Genomic DNA, 15,077 nt, shown 5'->3' on the forward strand with positions numbered 1-15,077 from the left:
CACGCCGCCCGGTGGCCCAGCCGCGACACGCCGCCCGGAGGGGCTCAGCCGACCAGGCGTCGCCGCCAGTCGAGCGGGGTTATGTCGATGGCCGAGCCCGGGTCGCCGTCCCACTCCACCGCCAGACCAGACCGCTCCAGCGCGGCCACCACCTCCCGGCCCACGGCCGCCGTGGTGCCGGGCGACCCGTCGAACCCGCCGTACATCAGCGTGAGCCCGTGGCCCGAGGCGGCCGCGTCGGTCGCCTGGGAGTGGAAGTAGACGAAGCCGCGGGCATCCGGCGAGCCGGCCCCGCCGATCTCCGACTGGCCGCAGGAACGGCAGCAGGTGAAGTTCTCCCGGGCGGTGAGACCGGCCGCCTCCAGGGCTGCGAACGCCCGAGTGATCCGCTCGGGGTCCGTCTCGCCCTCCCAGGCGGCCTGTTCCGCCACGCGCTCCAGCCATATGCGGTCCGCCAACCGCTGTGCCTGCGCGGGCGATACGGGGTGGACATCGCCCGACACGAGATAGTCCTCGGCCAGCTCCGCCAACTCCCTGCGGGTCGCGTAACCGCCCACGGTCACCTCGCGCACCCGGGTCTCCAGGAGCCCCAGATCCTCCCGCGACAGCTCCAACTCCGGTACCGGCGGGGCGGGTTCGAACTCCAGCCGCTGCCAGTCGAGGCCCGCCTCCCACCCCTCGCCGGCGCGCGCCCACCCGGTCATGGCCGCGACCACCGGGCCGGGCTCGTCGGGCAGCGCCCGGAAGTGCCGTTCGGGCCCGCCGTCGCGGTACTCCAGCGTGTAGCCCTCCCCGGCCTCGTGCCACACCTGGATGAAGACATCCGGCAGATCGGGGATGCGCTGGACCACCAGGAACCTGTCGTCCTCGTCACCGATCCGCCGGATCAGCTCGGCCAGTTGCCCGGCGGTGACCCGGGTGTGCCGCCGGCCGCTCTCCGTATCCACTGCGATCGCAAGCATGTCGCTCACTGTCGCACGCGCCACTGACAACCCGGCCGGCCGGGCCGAGCCCCCTGGTGCGGCCGGGGCGCGCCGGATCCAGGCCAAACCCCGGCCGCCGCCCTACGGAATCCGGACGACAGGAGATGAGGGGGATTGCGCTCGTAGACTGTAGACGATAGCCAATTTCCGTGAACCGGCTCGTCGCCCGTAGTGCTGGAGTCGCCCGTGGTGCTGGAGGGGAAACCAATGGTGTCCGCAGGACTGCCGCAGGGAACCGTGCCCAAGCTGGAGCGGCCCGGGCCGCTGCGTGAGCGCGTCTACGAGGCCCTCCTGGATCTGATCACCACCAGGGCCCTGCGCCCCGGCCAGCACCTGGTGGAGAGCGAACTCGCCGGGCAGCTCGGGGTGTCCCGGCAGCCGGTGCGCGAGGCGCTCCAGCGGCTCAACACCGAGGGCTGGGTCGACCTCAGGCCCGCACAGGGAGCCTTCGTCCACGAGCCCACCGAGGAGGAGGCCGACCAACTCCTCTCGGTACGTACGCTCCTGGAGGCCGAGGCGGCCCGGCTCGCCGCGGCCAACTCGGGATCCGCCGGGATCACCGCGCTGGAGGCCCTGTGCGCCGAAGGCGAGCGGGCCGTCGCGGACGACGACGTGGACCTGGCGGTGGCGACCAACGCCGCCTTCCACGCCAAGGTCATGGAGCTCGCCGGAAACGTGGTGCTCGCCGAGCTCGCGGCCCAGGTCGACCGGCGGGTGCGCTGGTACTACACGCCGGTGGCGCGCCGACGCGGCAAGCAGTCCTGGATCGAGCACCGCGATCTCATCGCCGCGATCTCGGCGCGCGACGAGCGCAGGGCCACCGAGGTCATGCGCGCCCACACCGAGCACACCCGCACCACCTACCACGAGCGGTCCGAGCGGACCTGACCGCCGCCAGGCCGCGGCCCCCGCACGCGCCCCGGCCCGCGCACGCGCCCCGGCCCCCGTGCGCACCCCGGGCCCCCGCGCGCACCCACCCCGGATCAGGCGCCCGCCCGCTCCTCATGCGCACAGGGGGCCCACCGCGCCTCGGCGAGCAGCATCGCGATCAGCACGAGCACCAGGGCGAACAGCTCGGTGAGGGAGGAGACATGAGTGCCCAGCGGTACCGCGGCGAGCGCGCCGAGTGCGCCGGCCGCCCGGTAGCCGAGCGGTGTGATGCGCAGGGCCGCGCGGAACGCGACGTTCCCGGCGAGGAACAGGGCCACCCCGCCCGCGAGGGCGACGGCGGGCGCGGTGGGGAGCTGCTGCGGCAGATGCCCGATGGACTTCTTCACCCCGGCCGCCAGCACCGCGACCCCGAGCAGCATCGGCACGAAGCTGTAGTAGTACGCGAGCATCGTCACCCGGAACCGCTCGCGCCCCGACACCGCCCGCAGGGCGTGCTCGGCGGCCTCCTCGTCCCGGATGAAGTACGTCCACCACAGGGCCGCCGCCAGAGCCAGGGCCAGGGCCGCGCCCCCGAACAGGCCCCAGGTCAGGGCGAGTTCACCCGCGCCGATGCCGATCGCGATGACCGATTCGCCGAAAGCGATGATGAGCAGCAGCCCGTGCCGCTCCACGAAATGTGCCGGGTCGAGGGTGCCGACGCGGCCCGTCACCGCCACCCGCTCGCCGCCCACGTCGGCGGTGACCCGGCTGGACAGGACCGGCGTGATCGCCTGAAGCGCCAGCGCGGCCAGCCACAGCCCTTCCCCGGCCCGCCCGTGCACGGTGCCGGCCGCCGTCACACACAGCGCCGAGAGCACATTGGTGAGCGCGAAGCTCAGCACGTATCGGCCGTGCGCCAGGGCGTACAGCGCGCTGTGGACCACGGTGACCAGGAGGAAGCCGAGGCCGAACGCGACGCCACTGGTGCGGAACACCCCGGGTATCGCCAGTGCGCAGGTGAGGAAGCCGCACATGCCGAGGATCAGGGAGAACCGGCGGGCGTTGGTCTCGGGCGGGACCTGGTTGGTGAGGTAGGCGTAGGCCCCGTACATCCAGAACAGGACGGCGAAGATCAGCAGGACCCGGCCGGCCTGGGTGAAGGACAGGTCATGGGTGAGCAGCACGGTCAACTGTGTGATCGTGAAGACGAAGACGAGGTCGAAGAAGAGCTCCAGGGTGGAGACCCGGCGCCCGGTGGCGCTCTCGGCCTCCACCGTCGTGGCATCGACGACTGACATACGTTCCCCCAGCAGGCATGTCGCGCGAATGTGCGGCCGACACCCTAGCCGAGCAGCGCGGAGCCGCCCCGGACCGTCTCAGTTCCGGGGCGGCTCCGCGCGGATGGGGGCCCACACCACCTCCCGGCAGATGGGGTGGGGGTTGGCCTCGATGTCGCGGATCCTGGTGCGGCCGGACTGGTGCAGTTCGGCGGCTTCGGTGCCTCGTGGCACGGGGCGTTCGTGGGCGGCGAACTCCTCGTACGCGCCGTGACCGAGGGCCCGACGGGGGACCGGGACCGGAATGGGGACCGGGACCGGCTCGGCGATGTCACCCGATGCCCTGCCGGTCCGGTTCCAGCGCGAAGGCCCGCTCGGCCTCCTCCGGCACAGCGAGCGACACCGCCCGCGCGAGCAACTCCCTTTGCCGCACAAGCGGTTCATGACGAGAGGCGGGCGCGAGCCGCAGCAGATCGTCCAGGCCCGCCATCATGCGGCGGGTGACCTGAGGGCTCCCCACCGCGCACAGCCGGATCTCACAGAAGGCGAGATCGACGACATCGGACCAGTCCGGCACGTCCTGCACGAGCCGGACCACCCCGTCGCCGTCCGGGTGGGCAACCGCGCCGAGCGGCCGGTGCGCCAGCGCCGACAGCAACTGGACGATCCGGTCGAGACACTGCACGGCGGTGGTCGGGTCGTTGATCGCGGCGGAGAGCGCCCGCAGCGCGATGTCGCAGAGCTGCCGCAGCCCGAACCCGAGATCCTGGTGGAACGTACGCTCCACCCCCACCGAGACGGTGTAGCGCAGCGCGCCCCGCGACGGCGCCCTGCCCTCCCCGCCACCGTGCACCGAAAGCAGCTCGGTGCCCGGCACCACGAAGTCCCCGAGGCGGGGGAGCAGCCGCAGCACCACGCCCTGACGCCGGGCGGCGCGCACCAGCCGGGCGATGTTCACGTCCCGCAGCACCCCGGCCGGCCCGATGTACCCGATCCGCCCGATCTCCGGCCCCAGGTCCCGGGGGTCGACGTCGCCCCGCGGCATCGTGTCGACCACCCGCAGGGACTCGCCGGTGATCCGGTCGATGACGTGCCCGACCCGCATGAGCCGCAGCGTGGAGTTCACGTACGCGATGAAGAGGAACAGGCTCAGCGCGACCATGAGCAGGGTCAGCACGCTCTGGAGGAACGGAACGGTGGTCACCAGGCGCGCGTCGGCGTCGCTCTCGAACGAGGTGAGGACGAGCAGCGACAGCGTGAACGTGGCGAGGAAGACCGCGAACGTCAGCTTGGTGATGCGGGACCGCATGAAGATCCGCACCACCCGGGGGGTGAACTGGCCGCTCGCCATCTGGACCGCGACCAGGGAAATGCTGAACACGACACCGATGAAGGTCATCATCGCGGAGCTGACCGTGCTGACCACGGGCTTGGCGTCGTCGGCGATACGGATCAGCTCCGTGACCTCCTCGTACTGCCGGTGGTCCTGGAGCGCCCCGACGAGCGCCGCGTCCAGTTCGGCCGCGCCGGCCCACAGCGCGAAGACCAGCACCATGGCCGCGGTCGGCGCGAACCAGAAGGTGTCGCGCAGATGCTCCCGCAGCGGCGAGAGCGCACGCGGCCGCCGATATCCGTTGCCCTTGGTCACCCGGCGAGGCTAGGCGTGCATCGCAGTGCTGATGCCGCCACGCCACCGGGTGGTCCCACAGTCGTACACACATTGGTCCTCACGGAGTACGCGGCCGTACATCCGCGCCCGAACAATGGAAGGGAGGCCCGCGCCGCCCGGCACCGCCCGCCGAGATCCCGCCCGAGCCGACCGACCCCCAGGAGCGCCAGCCATGTCCGTTAGCACTGACCGGACCTCCCAGCACCCCACCGGTACGGATACCGGCGCCCGCGCCCGGACCCGTACCCGAAACGTCGTGATCACCGTCGTCTCGGTCGCCGTGGCTCTCGGCTTCGCCGCCGTGGTGGCCGTGCCGGCGGCGAAGGACTGGTTCCAGAACCGCCACGACCAGGCCGCCTCCTACAGCTCGGGCAAGGAGGCGAAGGCCGACCGCGCCTCGGTGCCGCGCTGGCTTCCCGACGGTGCGAAGCGCGTCGAGTACGCGATGAAGACCACCGGAGGCGACCGCCTCCTGAAGGCCGCCCTGCCCTCGTCGGCCCTGCCCGCCGACTGCAAGCCGCATCAAGCGGCCGCGACCCCGAACCCCCCGGCCATCAAGGCCTCCTGGTTCCCCAGGAACGCCGAACGGCGCACTTCGGCGCGCTGCGGTCTGCACTACGCGTACATGGAGGGAAACACTCTGTACGCTTGGCAGGCGAACGACGACTGGATCGCCGCGAACAGGGCCTGACGCTCGCCTGACCACGCAATATGCGGGTGAACAGCGCCTCGAACCCCTGGTAGAGTTCTCTATGTCGCCGCGGGGAACACGACGCGAAGACAACACCTTGTCCGGGTGGCGGAATGGCAGACGCGCTAGCTTGAGGTGCTAGTGCCCTTTATCGGGCGTGGGGGTTCAAGTCCCCCCTCGGACACCAGCGAAAACCCCAGTTGATCTGGGGTTTTCTGCGTTTCTGGACCCCGTACCCACCCCCACGGCGTGCCGCCCGGTGCCGGCTCGGGGGAGCGGGTTGGCACCGGGCGGGGTGGTGGGGGTGGGACGGGTGGGGGGTCAGTAGGCCGTCGTGATGGTGACGCCGCTGAACGCGCTCTGGGCGTACAGGCTGATGAAGCGGTATCCGGCCGTGCGGTTGGTGACGGTGATGCTCTCGGTGTTGCCGGCCTTGGTCGAGCGGGCGGTGTAGGCCTTGTTGGTCGCCCACGTCTTGGTGTTGTAGTAGAGGTTGGCGTTGCCGGTGCCGCCGGTCGTGGTCACCTTCAGGGTCACCGTTCCGGCCGGCAGGTAGAGGTACAGGTAGTCCAGGTCGCCCGTCTTGGCCGTGCGGCCGGTGCGGGAGCAGTTCTGGCCCATGAGGCGCGCGTCCGGGTCCGTGCAGGCGGGCAGGGCGCCGGTCACCGCGACGGACCGGGTGGTGGTGTTGCTCAGGCCCTTGGCGTCGGTGACGGTCAGGGAGATCGTGTACGTACCGGCGGCCTTGTAGGTCTTCGACGGGCTGGCGGCCGTGGACGTGGTGCCGTCGCCGAAGTTCCAGGAGCGCGAGGTGATGGTGCTGCCGGTGTCCGTGGACTTGTCGGTCAGGGTCACCTTCAGACCCGAGACGGCAGCGTCGAACGCCGCCGTCGGACCGCTGCTCGTACCGCCGCAGGCGCCGGCCGCGCACGCGTCGAGCCAGGTGGTGAAGTCGGCGTCGTAGCGGGTGCCGATGCCGGTGCTGTAGACGGCGTACGCACCCTTGTAGTCACCGGCGCGGAACTTGGCCAGCATGTTCTGGACGTCGGCGGGGTGCTTCTCCACCATGTAGCGGGTGGCCAGGTAGCCCCACGGGTAGGTGCGGCTCAGGTCGGAGTTGGCGTACGAGCTCTGCCACAGCGTGCTCAGCGCGTAGGTGTGCTGGGCGGCGTCGGCGATCGCCTCGGTGTCGGCCATGCCGCGGTAGCTGTACGAGACGTACTCGGCGAAGCCCTCGATCCACCAGATGTCCGGGACGTCCTGTCCGGCGTTGAAGTCGCCGGCCATGTCGTAACGGCCGTCGAGGTAGTGCGTGTACTCGTGGTTGAGGTTCCAGATGTCTCCGGGGAAACCGTCGCCCACGCTCTTGACGTACGACAGGAAGCGGGCCTGGTTGGCCGGGTCGGACGGGTTGCCCTCCAGGTATTCGCCGCCGTTGTTGGTGCTGTTGCCGAAGATCCAGCCGGAGTACGTCTGGTAGTCCTTCGGGCTCGCGAACGTCACGATCTGGATGTTGGTGTTGTGGTCGTCGGCCACCGGCCCGTTGTCCTTGACGATGCTGTGGAAGTACGCGTCCTGGCCCTTGACGCTGGTGCAGGCCGCGCTGAGTGCGGCGTCCGTCAGCGACTGCGCGCGGAAGGTGTGGTCGGCGTCGCAGTTGTAGGTGATCGGCAGTGCGGCGGCGGTGAGCTGGCCGATGAAGTCGCAGGTGCCGTAGTAGGAGCACTGGGCCTTGTCGTACGCGTCCGTCATCGCGCCCACCGCGACCCACAGGGGCGCCGTCGTGCCGGTGATGGCGGAGACACCCAGCAGGCTCTTGACGAGCGGCCGCACCTTGGCCTGGAGCGCGGGCGTGTCGAGGAAGCGGGCCATCTCGCTGCCCGCGTTGGCGTCCAGGTAGAACCACGCGTCGTTGAGCTTGGCGAGGTGGCTCTGGGCGAACGTGCTCAGCGTGTCGATGATGCTCGGGTCGGCGGTCACCGCCGCGATGTACGCCGGGTTCCAGTGGCCGCGGAAGAGCGGCGTGAACACGTCGTTGACGGCCCTGTCCATGCTCCAGTACGCGTCGTAGGAGCTGTTGTAGGCGTTCAGCACCTGCTTGTACGTGTTCAGGTAGCGGTGCTGCTCGTTGGCGCTGTCCGTCAGGATCAGCACCTCGCCCATGATGTCGCCGTTGGCCGCGCTGACGTCCATGAAGTGCGGGGAGGCGGTGAACGTGTCCAGGGCGGCCTCACTCGCGGCGGCCAGCGTCGCGCCGTAAGGACCCACGTCCGAGGTGTAGTTGGACTGGACGTAGTAACCGGCGCGCAGGAACAGCACGAGCTGCCACACGTTGGTCGAGTTGTCACCGGGGTAGCCGCGCGCGGTGTCCCGCAGGGCGTTGGCGACGGTGACCATCTGCGCCTCGCGGAACGCGTTGTAGGCGTCGGTTCCGGTGAGGGAGAACAGCGTGTTCACGCAGGTCGTGGTCGACGACTGGATGAAGGTGACCAGCGCGGATCCCGTCCGGCTGCCGAAGTCGCCCGGGGTGCAGGACGCCGCGGCGGCGCCGTTCGGCGCCTTGCCGTCGGCCTTCTGCGGCGCGGGTGAGGTCACCGGCTGCTGCGGCGGGAGCTGCGTGGCTTTGAGCGGGGTGTGCCGGGCGTCGGACCGGTCGGACACGTCCGCTTTCGAACCGAGCGGCTGAGGAACGGATTTGTCCGCCGAGTGACCCGAACCGGCCGGTGCGGCGGGCGAGTTGGGGATGGGCGTACGGCTCGCGGCGGCTGCTCGGCTCGCCTGCGCCGGCATGGCGAGGCCCAGGCAGAGTGCGAGGGCGAGTATCAGGAAGCCGGTGAGACTTCGTCTCAGTCTCTCTGGTCGGGTGGTGTTCACGTGCCGCCTCCCAGCGGTGTGAAGGCCGCGCCCGGGGCGCGGCGGTGGGGGTACCGCGGGATCCGGCCGCTCCGCCACCGCCCCGGCTGGGGCGCGCCCTCGGCCTGGGGGCGAGCCCCTGGCATGGGGGGCGTACCCCGGCCCGGGGTGTGTCCCGGTGTCGGGGTGCACCCCCGGTCCAAGGGCGGCCGTCCCTGGTCCGGGGCGTGGCGGAGCGGACCCGATGACCCACGGGTCGAACTGATCGATTGGCATGAACGCGGCTCGCTCGTGCGCTCTGTAAAATTGCATATGTCACATGGCTTGGGAAGGGCGCGCGGGTAAATCGGAGGCAATGAGTGGGAGTTGGGGGCGGCGGGGGTTCGGCTCAGTGGGGTGTCGGGCGCAGAACCAGACAGACGAAGCCGAAGGCGTCCCGGTATCCGCGCAGCCATTCCGTGCGGTGCCTGTCCGCCGCGTCCAGGGCCTGCGCGGCGTCCGGATCGCCCGGGTGGTCCAGGGCCCAGGACGCGAGGGAACCGGTCCACGACCACTCGTAGGCGTCCAGTTCCTCCCGCGTGCTGATGTGAGCCTGGACCGGTGTCCAGCCGTCGGCGGCGACGAGGTCGAGGACGGCCGGCAGATCGCCGAGGTCGCCCAGCATCTCGACGGCCTCGTTCGAGGGGCGGTCCGCCCAGAATCCGTCGCCGATCAGGACGCGCCCGCCGGGGGCCAGGTGGGTGCGGGCCGCCGCGAGGGTGGGGAGGAGGCCGCCGAAGGCGTGCGCGGCCCCGACGCTGATGACCAGGTCGAAGTCCCGGGCGGCGGCGAAGTGTTCCGCCTGATCGTGGTGGAGGGTGAGGCGCTCGTGGACGCCACGGGCTCGCGCCGCCTCCCGGGCGTGATCCAGCGCGGGCATGGAGACGTCGGCAGGAGCCTCGCAGGGGCGCTCGGCGGCACGCATCCGCTTTCCGCGCGGATGAAGCCGGCCAGGCCTGATGGCCGGCGCGGCCCCGGTGCCGTCCACCGCGCTCATGGGCGGCTCCGCTGGTCGGGCGGCTGATCAGGCGTCGCCCCCACCGCCGCCGCCGAGTCCGGGCGGGTGGGCCGCGCCGGACCGCAGGAGTTCCAGCAGGGTCAGCACACGGGCGAGGGGCCGGACCATGCCGGGGATCTCTCGCGCATATAGGACGGGTTCTGTCCGGTATCGGTCGTAGCGTGCGAGCGGAGGGGGTTCAAAGCCCCTCCCATCCGTCACGCCATCCACTGTGGAGAGAACTCATGGACTTCGTCTCGATCCGCGTCATCACCGGCGACATCACCCGCCTGGTCACCTTCTACGAGCGGGCCACGGGGGTGCGGGCCACCTGGTCCACCGAGGACTTCGCGGAGCTCAGGGTCGGTTCGGCGACCCTGGCGATCGGCAGCACGCGCACCGTCCCGATGTTCGCGCCGGGGGCCGCCCACCCCGCCGACAACCGCAGCGTCATCCTCGAATTCCATGTCGCGGACGTGGACGGCGTATACCGCGACCTGCTCGACTCCGGCCTCGTCCAAGACGTCGTACAGCAGCCCACCACAATGCCCTGGGGCAACCGCTCGCTCCTGCTCCGCGACCCCGACGGCCATCTCGTCAACTTCTTCACCCCGCTCACCAAGAACGCGCTCGCCAGGCTCGCCCCCTGAGGGCGCGGGGCGCGCGCGTGCGGGAGGCGGGCGCGCCCGGAGAGCGGCGGCGGAGGAGGTGGCCGCGCGGCGCGCTCCGGTGTCCGTTTCCCGCCGCACTGCCTCGGCCATACGATTGCGTTCGAAGGATTTCAGCCGCAGGTGCGCAGGGGGATCGGTGGGCGGGTTGTCGCAGGGGTGGGAACGGGCGGACCGGCGGACCGCCGACGAAATGATCGCGGAGGCGCGCAAGGCGCTCTTCGTCATGTTCGGCTTCATGGCGGCCATTTGGGCCCTGCAAGTCGTCAACTGGCTGTCCGACTACCGTCTGGACATGGACTTCGGCGTCATCCCGCGTGACATGGACCGACTGCCGGGCATCCTGGTCTCGCCGTTCCTGCACTTCGGCTGGAGCCACATCGAGGCCAACTCCGGCCCCCTGTTCATCTTCGGATTCCTGGCCGCGTACCGGGGTGTGGTGCGGTTCGTGTGGCTCACCCTCCTCGTCGCGATGACCAGCGGCCTCGCCGTCTGGCTCTTCCAGGGCGCGGACACCATGAGCGTGGGCGCGAGCGGCGTGATCTTCGGCTACTTCGGATACGTGGTGCTGCGCGGCCTGTTCGACCGGCGGCTGGTCGACGCGCTCATCGGTGTGGTGATGGCGGCGTCCTTCGCCTACCTGGTGACGGTCGCCGTCCCCGGCACCCCCGGGGTGAGCTGGCTGGCGCACCTCGGCGGACTGGTCGGCGGAATGATCGGCGCCTACCTGCTGCGCGACGGCCGCGGCTCCGCCCCCGTGGCGGGCGCCACGCCCCCCACCGCGCTGGACCGGCGCGGCACGCCCCCCGCCTCGCCGGACCCGGGCCGCGCCGAGCTGCACAAGGAACTCCGGGACCTGGGCCTGCTCTGAGGTCTCGCCCACCACATCCACCTCCCGGACCGGCGGCCGGGGCGACTCGGTGCCGTGTGGGCGGGCGCCCGGGCCCGGCCGGGTCCATCGCGATATTCGGTGCCGTATCGGCCGACACGAGCGCAGACTCGTCCCATGGCGGACATGGGGGCGTTCCGGGAGGCGGTCGGTCGCTGGGCGGCCGGGGGCCCCGGCGGGCGGGCGACGGAGCTGGCGGCCGAACTCGGCCTGCGGACGGCGGTGTTGCTGGAGGGGCCGAGCGACCTCGCGGCCGTCGAGACGCTGGCCGCCCGGCGCGGCCGGGACCTCGGCGCCGAGGGCGTGTGTGTCCTGCCGATGGGCGGGGCGATGAGCGTGGGCCGCTACGCCGGCCTCCTCGGCCCGCCCGGTCTGGGCCTGCGTCTGACAGGGCTGTGTGACGAGCGGGAACAGAGCTACTACGACCGCGCTCTGCGGCGGGCTCGGGCACCACGCCCGGGGTTCTTCGTGTGCGCGGCGGACCTGGAGGACGAGCTCATCCGTGCGCCGGGCCCGGCCGCGGTCGAGGCGATCGTGGCGGCCGAGGGCGATCTGCGCGCCTGGCAGACCTTCCTGCGCCAGCCCGCCCAGCACGGCCGCCCCCGCTCGCGGCAACTGCGTCGGTTCCTCGGCACGAAGAAGGGCCGCAAGATCCGTTACGGCCGTCTCCTGACGGAGGCCCTCGACCTCGCCGCCGTACCGGCCCCGCTCGACGCCCTGCTGGCCAACGTGTGACGCCTGACCGCTTGGCGGCCGCCAGCTTGAGGGGGGCCGCGTAGGAGGTGTCGTACGGGGACGATCCCGGGCCGGCGCCCCCCTGCGCGGTCGTCAGGCCCCGGCTCGGGCCCCAGCTCCGGCCCCGGCCCCGGCCCCGGCCGTGAAGGTGACCGCGTCCGCATCCGCCTCTACGTCCGCACCCGCACTTGTGTCCCCCCGCCGACCCAGCGCGTCCGAGGCGCGTGCCGTGATGTAGAGGGACGCCGCGAGCGTGAGGACGAGGGCGGCGCCCACGGCGACGATGCCGCCGTTCGTCACGGCCCGCGCGTCCCCGGCCTCCGTACGGGCGGAGCCGCTCAGGAAGGGGATGACGGCCAGGACGGCGCATCCGAGGGCGACTTCGGCCCACACCACCTTAGGGAAGTGACGCAGCGTCAGATGCAGGAGGGAGGCCGTGGCGTCGGTGCGGCGCGCCTGTGCGATGCGCGGCATCAGCCAGAACTGGTTGACCCCGCCCGCCACGACCATGGCGAGTACCAGCGCGATCTTGATGAGCAGGACGAATCCGTAGGTGGTGGTCCACAGTTGCCCGATGCCGCCGACGTGCTTCCAGCTCATCCACAGTCCTGAGGTGAGTACGGCGCCGACGCAGACCAGGGCGACCAGGCTGAAGCGCCGCCACAGGTCCGCCCACAGCGCGCCCGCGCTCTCGCTCAGCCGGCCCCGGCTCGTGGCGAGCGCGGCGAGGACGGCCAGACCGCCGACCCAGACCGTGCCGCTGATGATGTGCGTCTGAGCGAAGAGGATGTCGAACACCTTGTCCGCGTCCTTGGGCGCGGTGGCCGGCACCGCGCCGACGAGCGTCACGGCGAGGGCGAGCGGCAGCGCGGTGCGGGCGAGCGCGTCGAGGTGTCTGCGCGCCCGGGGAACGAAGAGCGCGATCAGCGTGGCGGAGGCCAGGATGACGAGGATGTTCTGCACCGTGTAGATCGCGCCCTGGGCCACCCATGTGCCCTTCGCCGCGGGGGCCGTCAGAACGTCCCCGATCCGGCCCGGCAGTAGGGCCTCGCCGAACGGCATGCCCTTTCCGGCCCGCGCCACGCGCCCGGCGAGCTGGAAGTAGCCCGACACCAGCAGGGCGACCCCGGACCAGGCGAGGTACAGCGCGGTCCGGCGACGCAGTACGTCGACGTCGCCGCGCTCGTTCCCCGGCGTACGCAGGGCCGGGCGAACGGTCGTCGCGTAGGTGACGGTGGCGCCGATGGCCCCGGACAAGCCTGTGAAATAGCCCGTTTTGGTGAGGACTCGCCAGAGCGGGGGTGTGGTGTAGCCGGCCGAGGCGGCCAGATGAACGAGGGTCATGAAAGGTGAGGCTAACCTAAGTAACTCGGTGGTTGGTCACCTGGTTCACACCTCGGACGGGATCGGTGCCGCTTTGTCCCGAGTGGTCGGTATGGCGCCGTCCCCGAGCGGAGATCCCCGGCGCAGGGCCCGGCGGACGATGGCGGGCGCCGCGAGTCCCGCCAGGGCGAACAGGGCCCCGACGACATACCAGCCCGGCCGCCCCCAGGTGATGCACAGGGAGATGAGCAGGGCCGGCCCGGCGGCGTCGGCCAGGCCCGCGCCGAGCCCGAATACGCCGAGGTACTGGCCCGTGGCATGCCGGGGAGCGAGCGCGAAAGACAGCTCGAACCCGGCCGCGGCATGCCACAGTTCGCCGACCGTATGGACAACTACCGCCGCCAGAAGCAGAGTTGCGGCCGCCCAGCCGGGCAGGCCGGCGGAGAGCGAGATGACCGCGCACGCCACGAGGAAGGCGACCCCCGAGCGGCGGTAGGCCACAGCGCCCGACGCCGGGGTGTCGACGTGCCGGCTCGCCCGGACCTGGAACGCGATGACGATGACGGTGTTGAGCAGCATCGTGACCGAGATGAGCCAGTGCGGGGCGGTGGTGGCGATGACCAGCCAGAGCGGGACCGCGACGGTGAGCACCTTGAACTGGATCGCCATGACCCCGTCGAGCAGGTCGCGCAGACCACCGAGGACCGGTCCCGGCGGGCTCCGGCGCGATCGGGGGGAGCAGGAACAGGACGGCCGCGGACGCCGCGAACGCGAGCGCGTTGCCGGCGACGAGAACCTGGTACGCGCTGTGCGTACCCACCTGTACGGCCCACCCCGCCAGCACCGCCCCCAGGGAGATGCCGACATTGGTCACGGCACGCAGGTAGGCGCGAAAGGCCTGCGGCCGATCCCCGCCGTGGTGCCGGATGAGCGGACCCCGCGCGGCGTTTCCGGCACCCTTCGCCCCCATCGCCACGGACACTGCGAGCACGAACGGCCAGAACCCGTCCGCGATCAGGAACGCGGCGGTCGCCAGCGCCTGCATCAGGAGAGCGACCCCGTACACCCCCCGCGCCCCGCGCCGGTCCGCGAGGTGACCCACCCCGATTCCCATCGCGAGGGCGAGGACCCCGGCGATCCCGAGCCCGAGCCCCACCTGATCCGCCGGTATCCGGCGATCCTGCGAGAAGTACAGGACTCCGGCGGTGAGGTAGAGGCCGCTGCCCACGGTGTAGACGAAGTTCGATGCCGCGAGCGTGCGTTGAGGCCCGGGGGCCGGCAGCAGGTGGGCCATGGCGAGGTCCGTTCCCTGAGTGGGTGTAAGGGCTGGACCAGCTTGATGTGTATTACGCGTGAGGGCAAGGTCCGGGCGTGAGCGGGCCGCCGCCGACGACGTACGCCGCCCCGGTAGGCACGGCGGCGGGCCCCAACTGCCTTGTGCCGGGCGCCAGGTGCGTATCGACTTCGGTATGCCTCGGGTCAGGTCCGGGGGAAGTGGGCCACGAACCGCCGCTGCCACGGGGTTTCGACCGCGCGCCGGGCGTAGTGCGCCCGTACGTAGGCGACCGCCTCGGCGTTGGGGATGCCGTCCAGGACGGCGAGACAGGCCAGGGCCGTACCGGTGCGTCCGAAGCCGCCCCCGCAGGCCACCTCCACGCGCTGCTCGCCGGCCCGGGCCAACAGGGCGCGCAGCGCCGTCCCGAAGCCGGGCCGGTCGGTCGGCAGCCAGAAGTCCGGCCAGCGCAGCCACTGGCTCTCCCACGCCACCGGCGCGGGCCGGCGTCCCCGCAGATGGAGCGCGAACTCGGGTACCGCGCCCGGGGGAAGGGGGTTGCGCAGACCGCGACCACGTACCAAGAGCCCCGACGGCAGGCGCAGAACACCTTCGGCGGACGCGTCCCACGGGGTGCTCATGCCGGCGAGCCTAACCGGGACCGCCCGGAACTCGAACCCCGCTCCGAGGGGCGGCACAACAGGGGCGGGCCCGCAACCCCGGTGCCGCCATGCGAGAGCGGACCGGCGGGCCTAGCGTGGAGAAAGGAGTGATGTCCTCGCCTGGGCCTCGTCGTTCGTCCGGGCGCCC

The 15,077-nt window shown here is 71.6% G+C and carries 14 protein-coding genes, 1 tRNA gene and 1 pseudogene; 6 read left to right on the forward strand and 10 right to left on the reverse strand.

The window, feature by feature from the left end; genetic code table 11:
• Positions 1 to 44: 44 nt before the first annotated feature.
• Positions 45 to 962 carry a DUF6891 domain-containing protein gene (locus tag N4G70_RS14680; protein ID WP_261713060.1) on the reverse strand — a complete coding sequence of 306 codons (918 nt, stop codon included), beginning with the start codon at positions 960 to 962 and terminating at the stop codon, positions 45 to 47.
• 228 nt (positions 963 to 1,190) lie between these two features.
• On the opposite strand from N4G70_RS14680, the gene N4G70_RS14685 reads away from it, so the two are divergent.
• Entirely contained in the window at positions 1,191 to 1,871 is a 681-nt protein-coding gene (locus N4G70_RS14685) for a GntR family transcriptional regulator (RefSeq protein WP_261713061.1), read from the forward strand.
• Between the two features lie 95 nt (positions 1,872 to 1,966).
• Here N4G70_RS14685 and N4G70_RS14690 read toward each other — a convergent pair whose 3' ends face one another.
• The 3 genes from N4G70_RS14690 to N4G70_RS14700 form a co-directional block, all read right to left on the reverse strand.
• The gene (locus N4G70_RS14690) at positions 1,967 to 3,151 is read right to left on the reverse strand and encodes a low temperature requirement protein A (protein ID WP_261713062.1); all 1,185 of its coding nucleotides are present in this window, start codon (positions 3,149 to 3,151) and stop codon (positions 1,967 to 1,969) included.
• 78 nt (positions 3,152 to 3,229) lie between these two features.
• Positions 3,230 to 3,364 (reverse strand): hypothetical protein, encoded by a 135-nt coding sequence (locus N4G70_RS14695; protein ID WP_261713307.1) that lies wholly within the window; start codon positions 3,362 to 3,364, stop codon positions 3,230 to 3,232.
• Positions 3,365 to 3,461: 97 nt separating this feature from the next.
• Positions 3,462 to 4,778 carry a DUF2254 domain-containing protein gene (locus N4G70_RS14700; RefSeq protein ID WP_261713063.1) on the reverse strand — a complete coding sequence of 439 codons (1,317 nt, stop codon included), beginning with the start codon at positions 4,776 to 4,778 and terminating at the stop codon, positions 3,462 to 3,464.
• Between the two features lie 193 nt (positions 4,779 to 4,971).
• Here N4G70_RS14700 and N4G70_RS14705 point away from each other — a divergent pair, with 193 nt between their 5' ends.
• Positions 4,972 to 5,490: a hypothetical protein gene (locus tag N4G70_RS14705; protein WP_261713064.1), complete on the forward strand. Its 519-nt coding sequence runs from the start codon at positions 4,972 to 4,974 to the stop codon at positions 5,488 to 5,490.
• Positions 5,491 to 5,589: 99 nt separating this feature from the next.
• Positions 5,590 to 5,677 (forward strand) — tRNA-Leu (locus N4G70_RS14710).
• Between the two features lie 134 nt (positions 5,678 to 5,811).
• Here the strand turns inward: N4G70_RS14710 and N4G70_RS14715 are convergent.
• Positions 5,812 to 8,151, reverse strand: a complete 2,340-nt coding sequence (locus N4G70_RS14715; RefSeq protein WP_261713065.1) for a collagenase — start codon at positions 8,149 to 8,151, stop codon at positions 5,812 to 5,814.
• 580 nt (positions 8,152 to 8,731) lie between these two features.
• On the reverse strand, positions 8,732 to 9,379 hold the full coding sequence (locus N4G70_RS14720) for a cyclopropane-fatty-acyl-phospholipid synthase family protein (protein WP_261713066.1): 648 nt from the start codon (positions 9,377 to 9,379) through the stop codon (positions 8,732 to 8,734).
• 245 nt (positions 9,380 to 9,624) lie between these two features.
• Here N4G70_RS14720 and N4G70_RS14725 point away from each other — a divergent pair, with 245 nt between their 5' ends.
• The 3 genes from N4G70_RS14725 (at position 9,625) to N4G70_RS14735 (ending at position 11,671) form a co-directional block, all read left to right on the forward strand.
• Complete coding sequence (locus tag N4G70_RS14725) at positions 9,625 to 10,029, forward strand: glyoxalase/bleomycin resistance/extradiol dioxygenase family protein (protein ID WP_261713067.1); 405 nt, start codon at positions 9,625 to 9,627, stop codon at positions 10,027 to 10,029.
• Positions 10,030 to 10,186: 157 nt separating this feature from the next.
• Positions 10,187 to 10,918 carry a rhomboid family intramembrane serine protease gene (locus tag N4G70_RS14730; RefSeq protein WP_261713068.1) on the forward strand — a complete coding sequence of 244 codons (732 nt, stop codon included), beginning with the start codon at positions 10,187 to 10,189 and terminating at the stop codon, positions 10,916 to 10,918.
• Positions 10,919 to 11,053: 135 nt separating this feature from the next.
• Positions 11,054 to 11,671 carry a TOPRIM nucleotidyl transferase/hydrolase domain-containing protein gene (locus tag N4G70_RS14735; protein WP_261713069.1) on the forward strand — a complete coding sequence of 206 codons (618 nt, stop codon included), beginning with the start codon at positions 11,054 to 11,056 and terminating at the stop codon, positions 11,669 to 11,671.
• A 93-nt stretch (positions 11,672 to 11,764) separates the two neighbouring features.
• Here N4G70_RS14735 and N4G70_RS14740 read toward each other — a convergent pair whose 3' ends face one another.
• The 4 genes and pseudogenes from N4G70_RS14740 to N4G70_RS14755 all read right to left on the reverse strand — a co-directional run bounded on the left by N4G70_RS14740 (position 11,765) and on the right by N4G70_RS14755 (position 14,908).
• Positions 11,765 to 13,015, reverse strand: a complete 1,251-nt coding sequence (locus N4G70_RS14740; protein WP_261713070.1) for a copper resistance D family protein — start codon at positions 13,013 to 13,015, stop codon at positions 11,765 to 11,767.
• A gap of 45 nt (positions 13,016 to 13,060) precedes the next feature.
• Entirely contained in the window at positions 13,061 to 13,663 is a 603-nt protein-coding gene (locus tag N4G70_RS14745) for a hypothetical protein (RefSeq protein WP_261713308.1), read from the reverse strand.
• Positions 13,664 to 13,745: 82 nt separating this feature from the next.
• Positions 13,746 to 14,288: pseudogene (locus N4G70_RS14750) on the reverse strand (MFS transporter); the annotation flags it as partial.
• Between the two features lie 185 nt (positions 14,289 to 14,473).
• Positions 14,474 to 14,908, reverse strand: coding sequence for a protein-tyrosine phosphatase family protein (locus tag N4G70_RS14755; protein WP_261713071.1), 435 nt, complete (start codon positions 14,906 to 14,908; stop codon positions 14,474 to 14,476).
• Positions 14,909 to 15,077 lie beyond the last annotated feature (169 nt).

The organism is Streptomyces sp. ASQP_92, from assembly GCF_025399895.1.
Classification (GTDB): domain Bacteria; phylum Actinomycetota; class Actinomycetes; order Streptomycetales; family Streptomycetaceae; genus Streptomyces.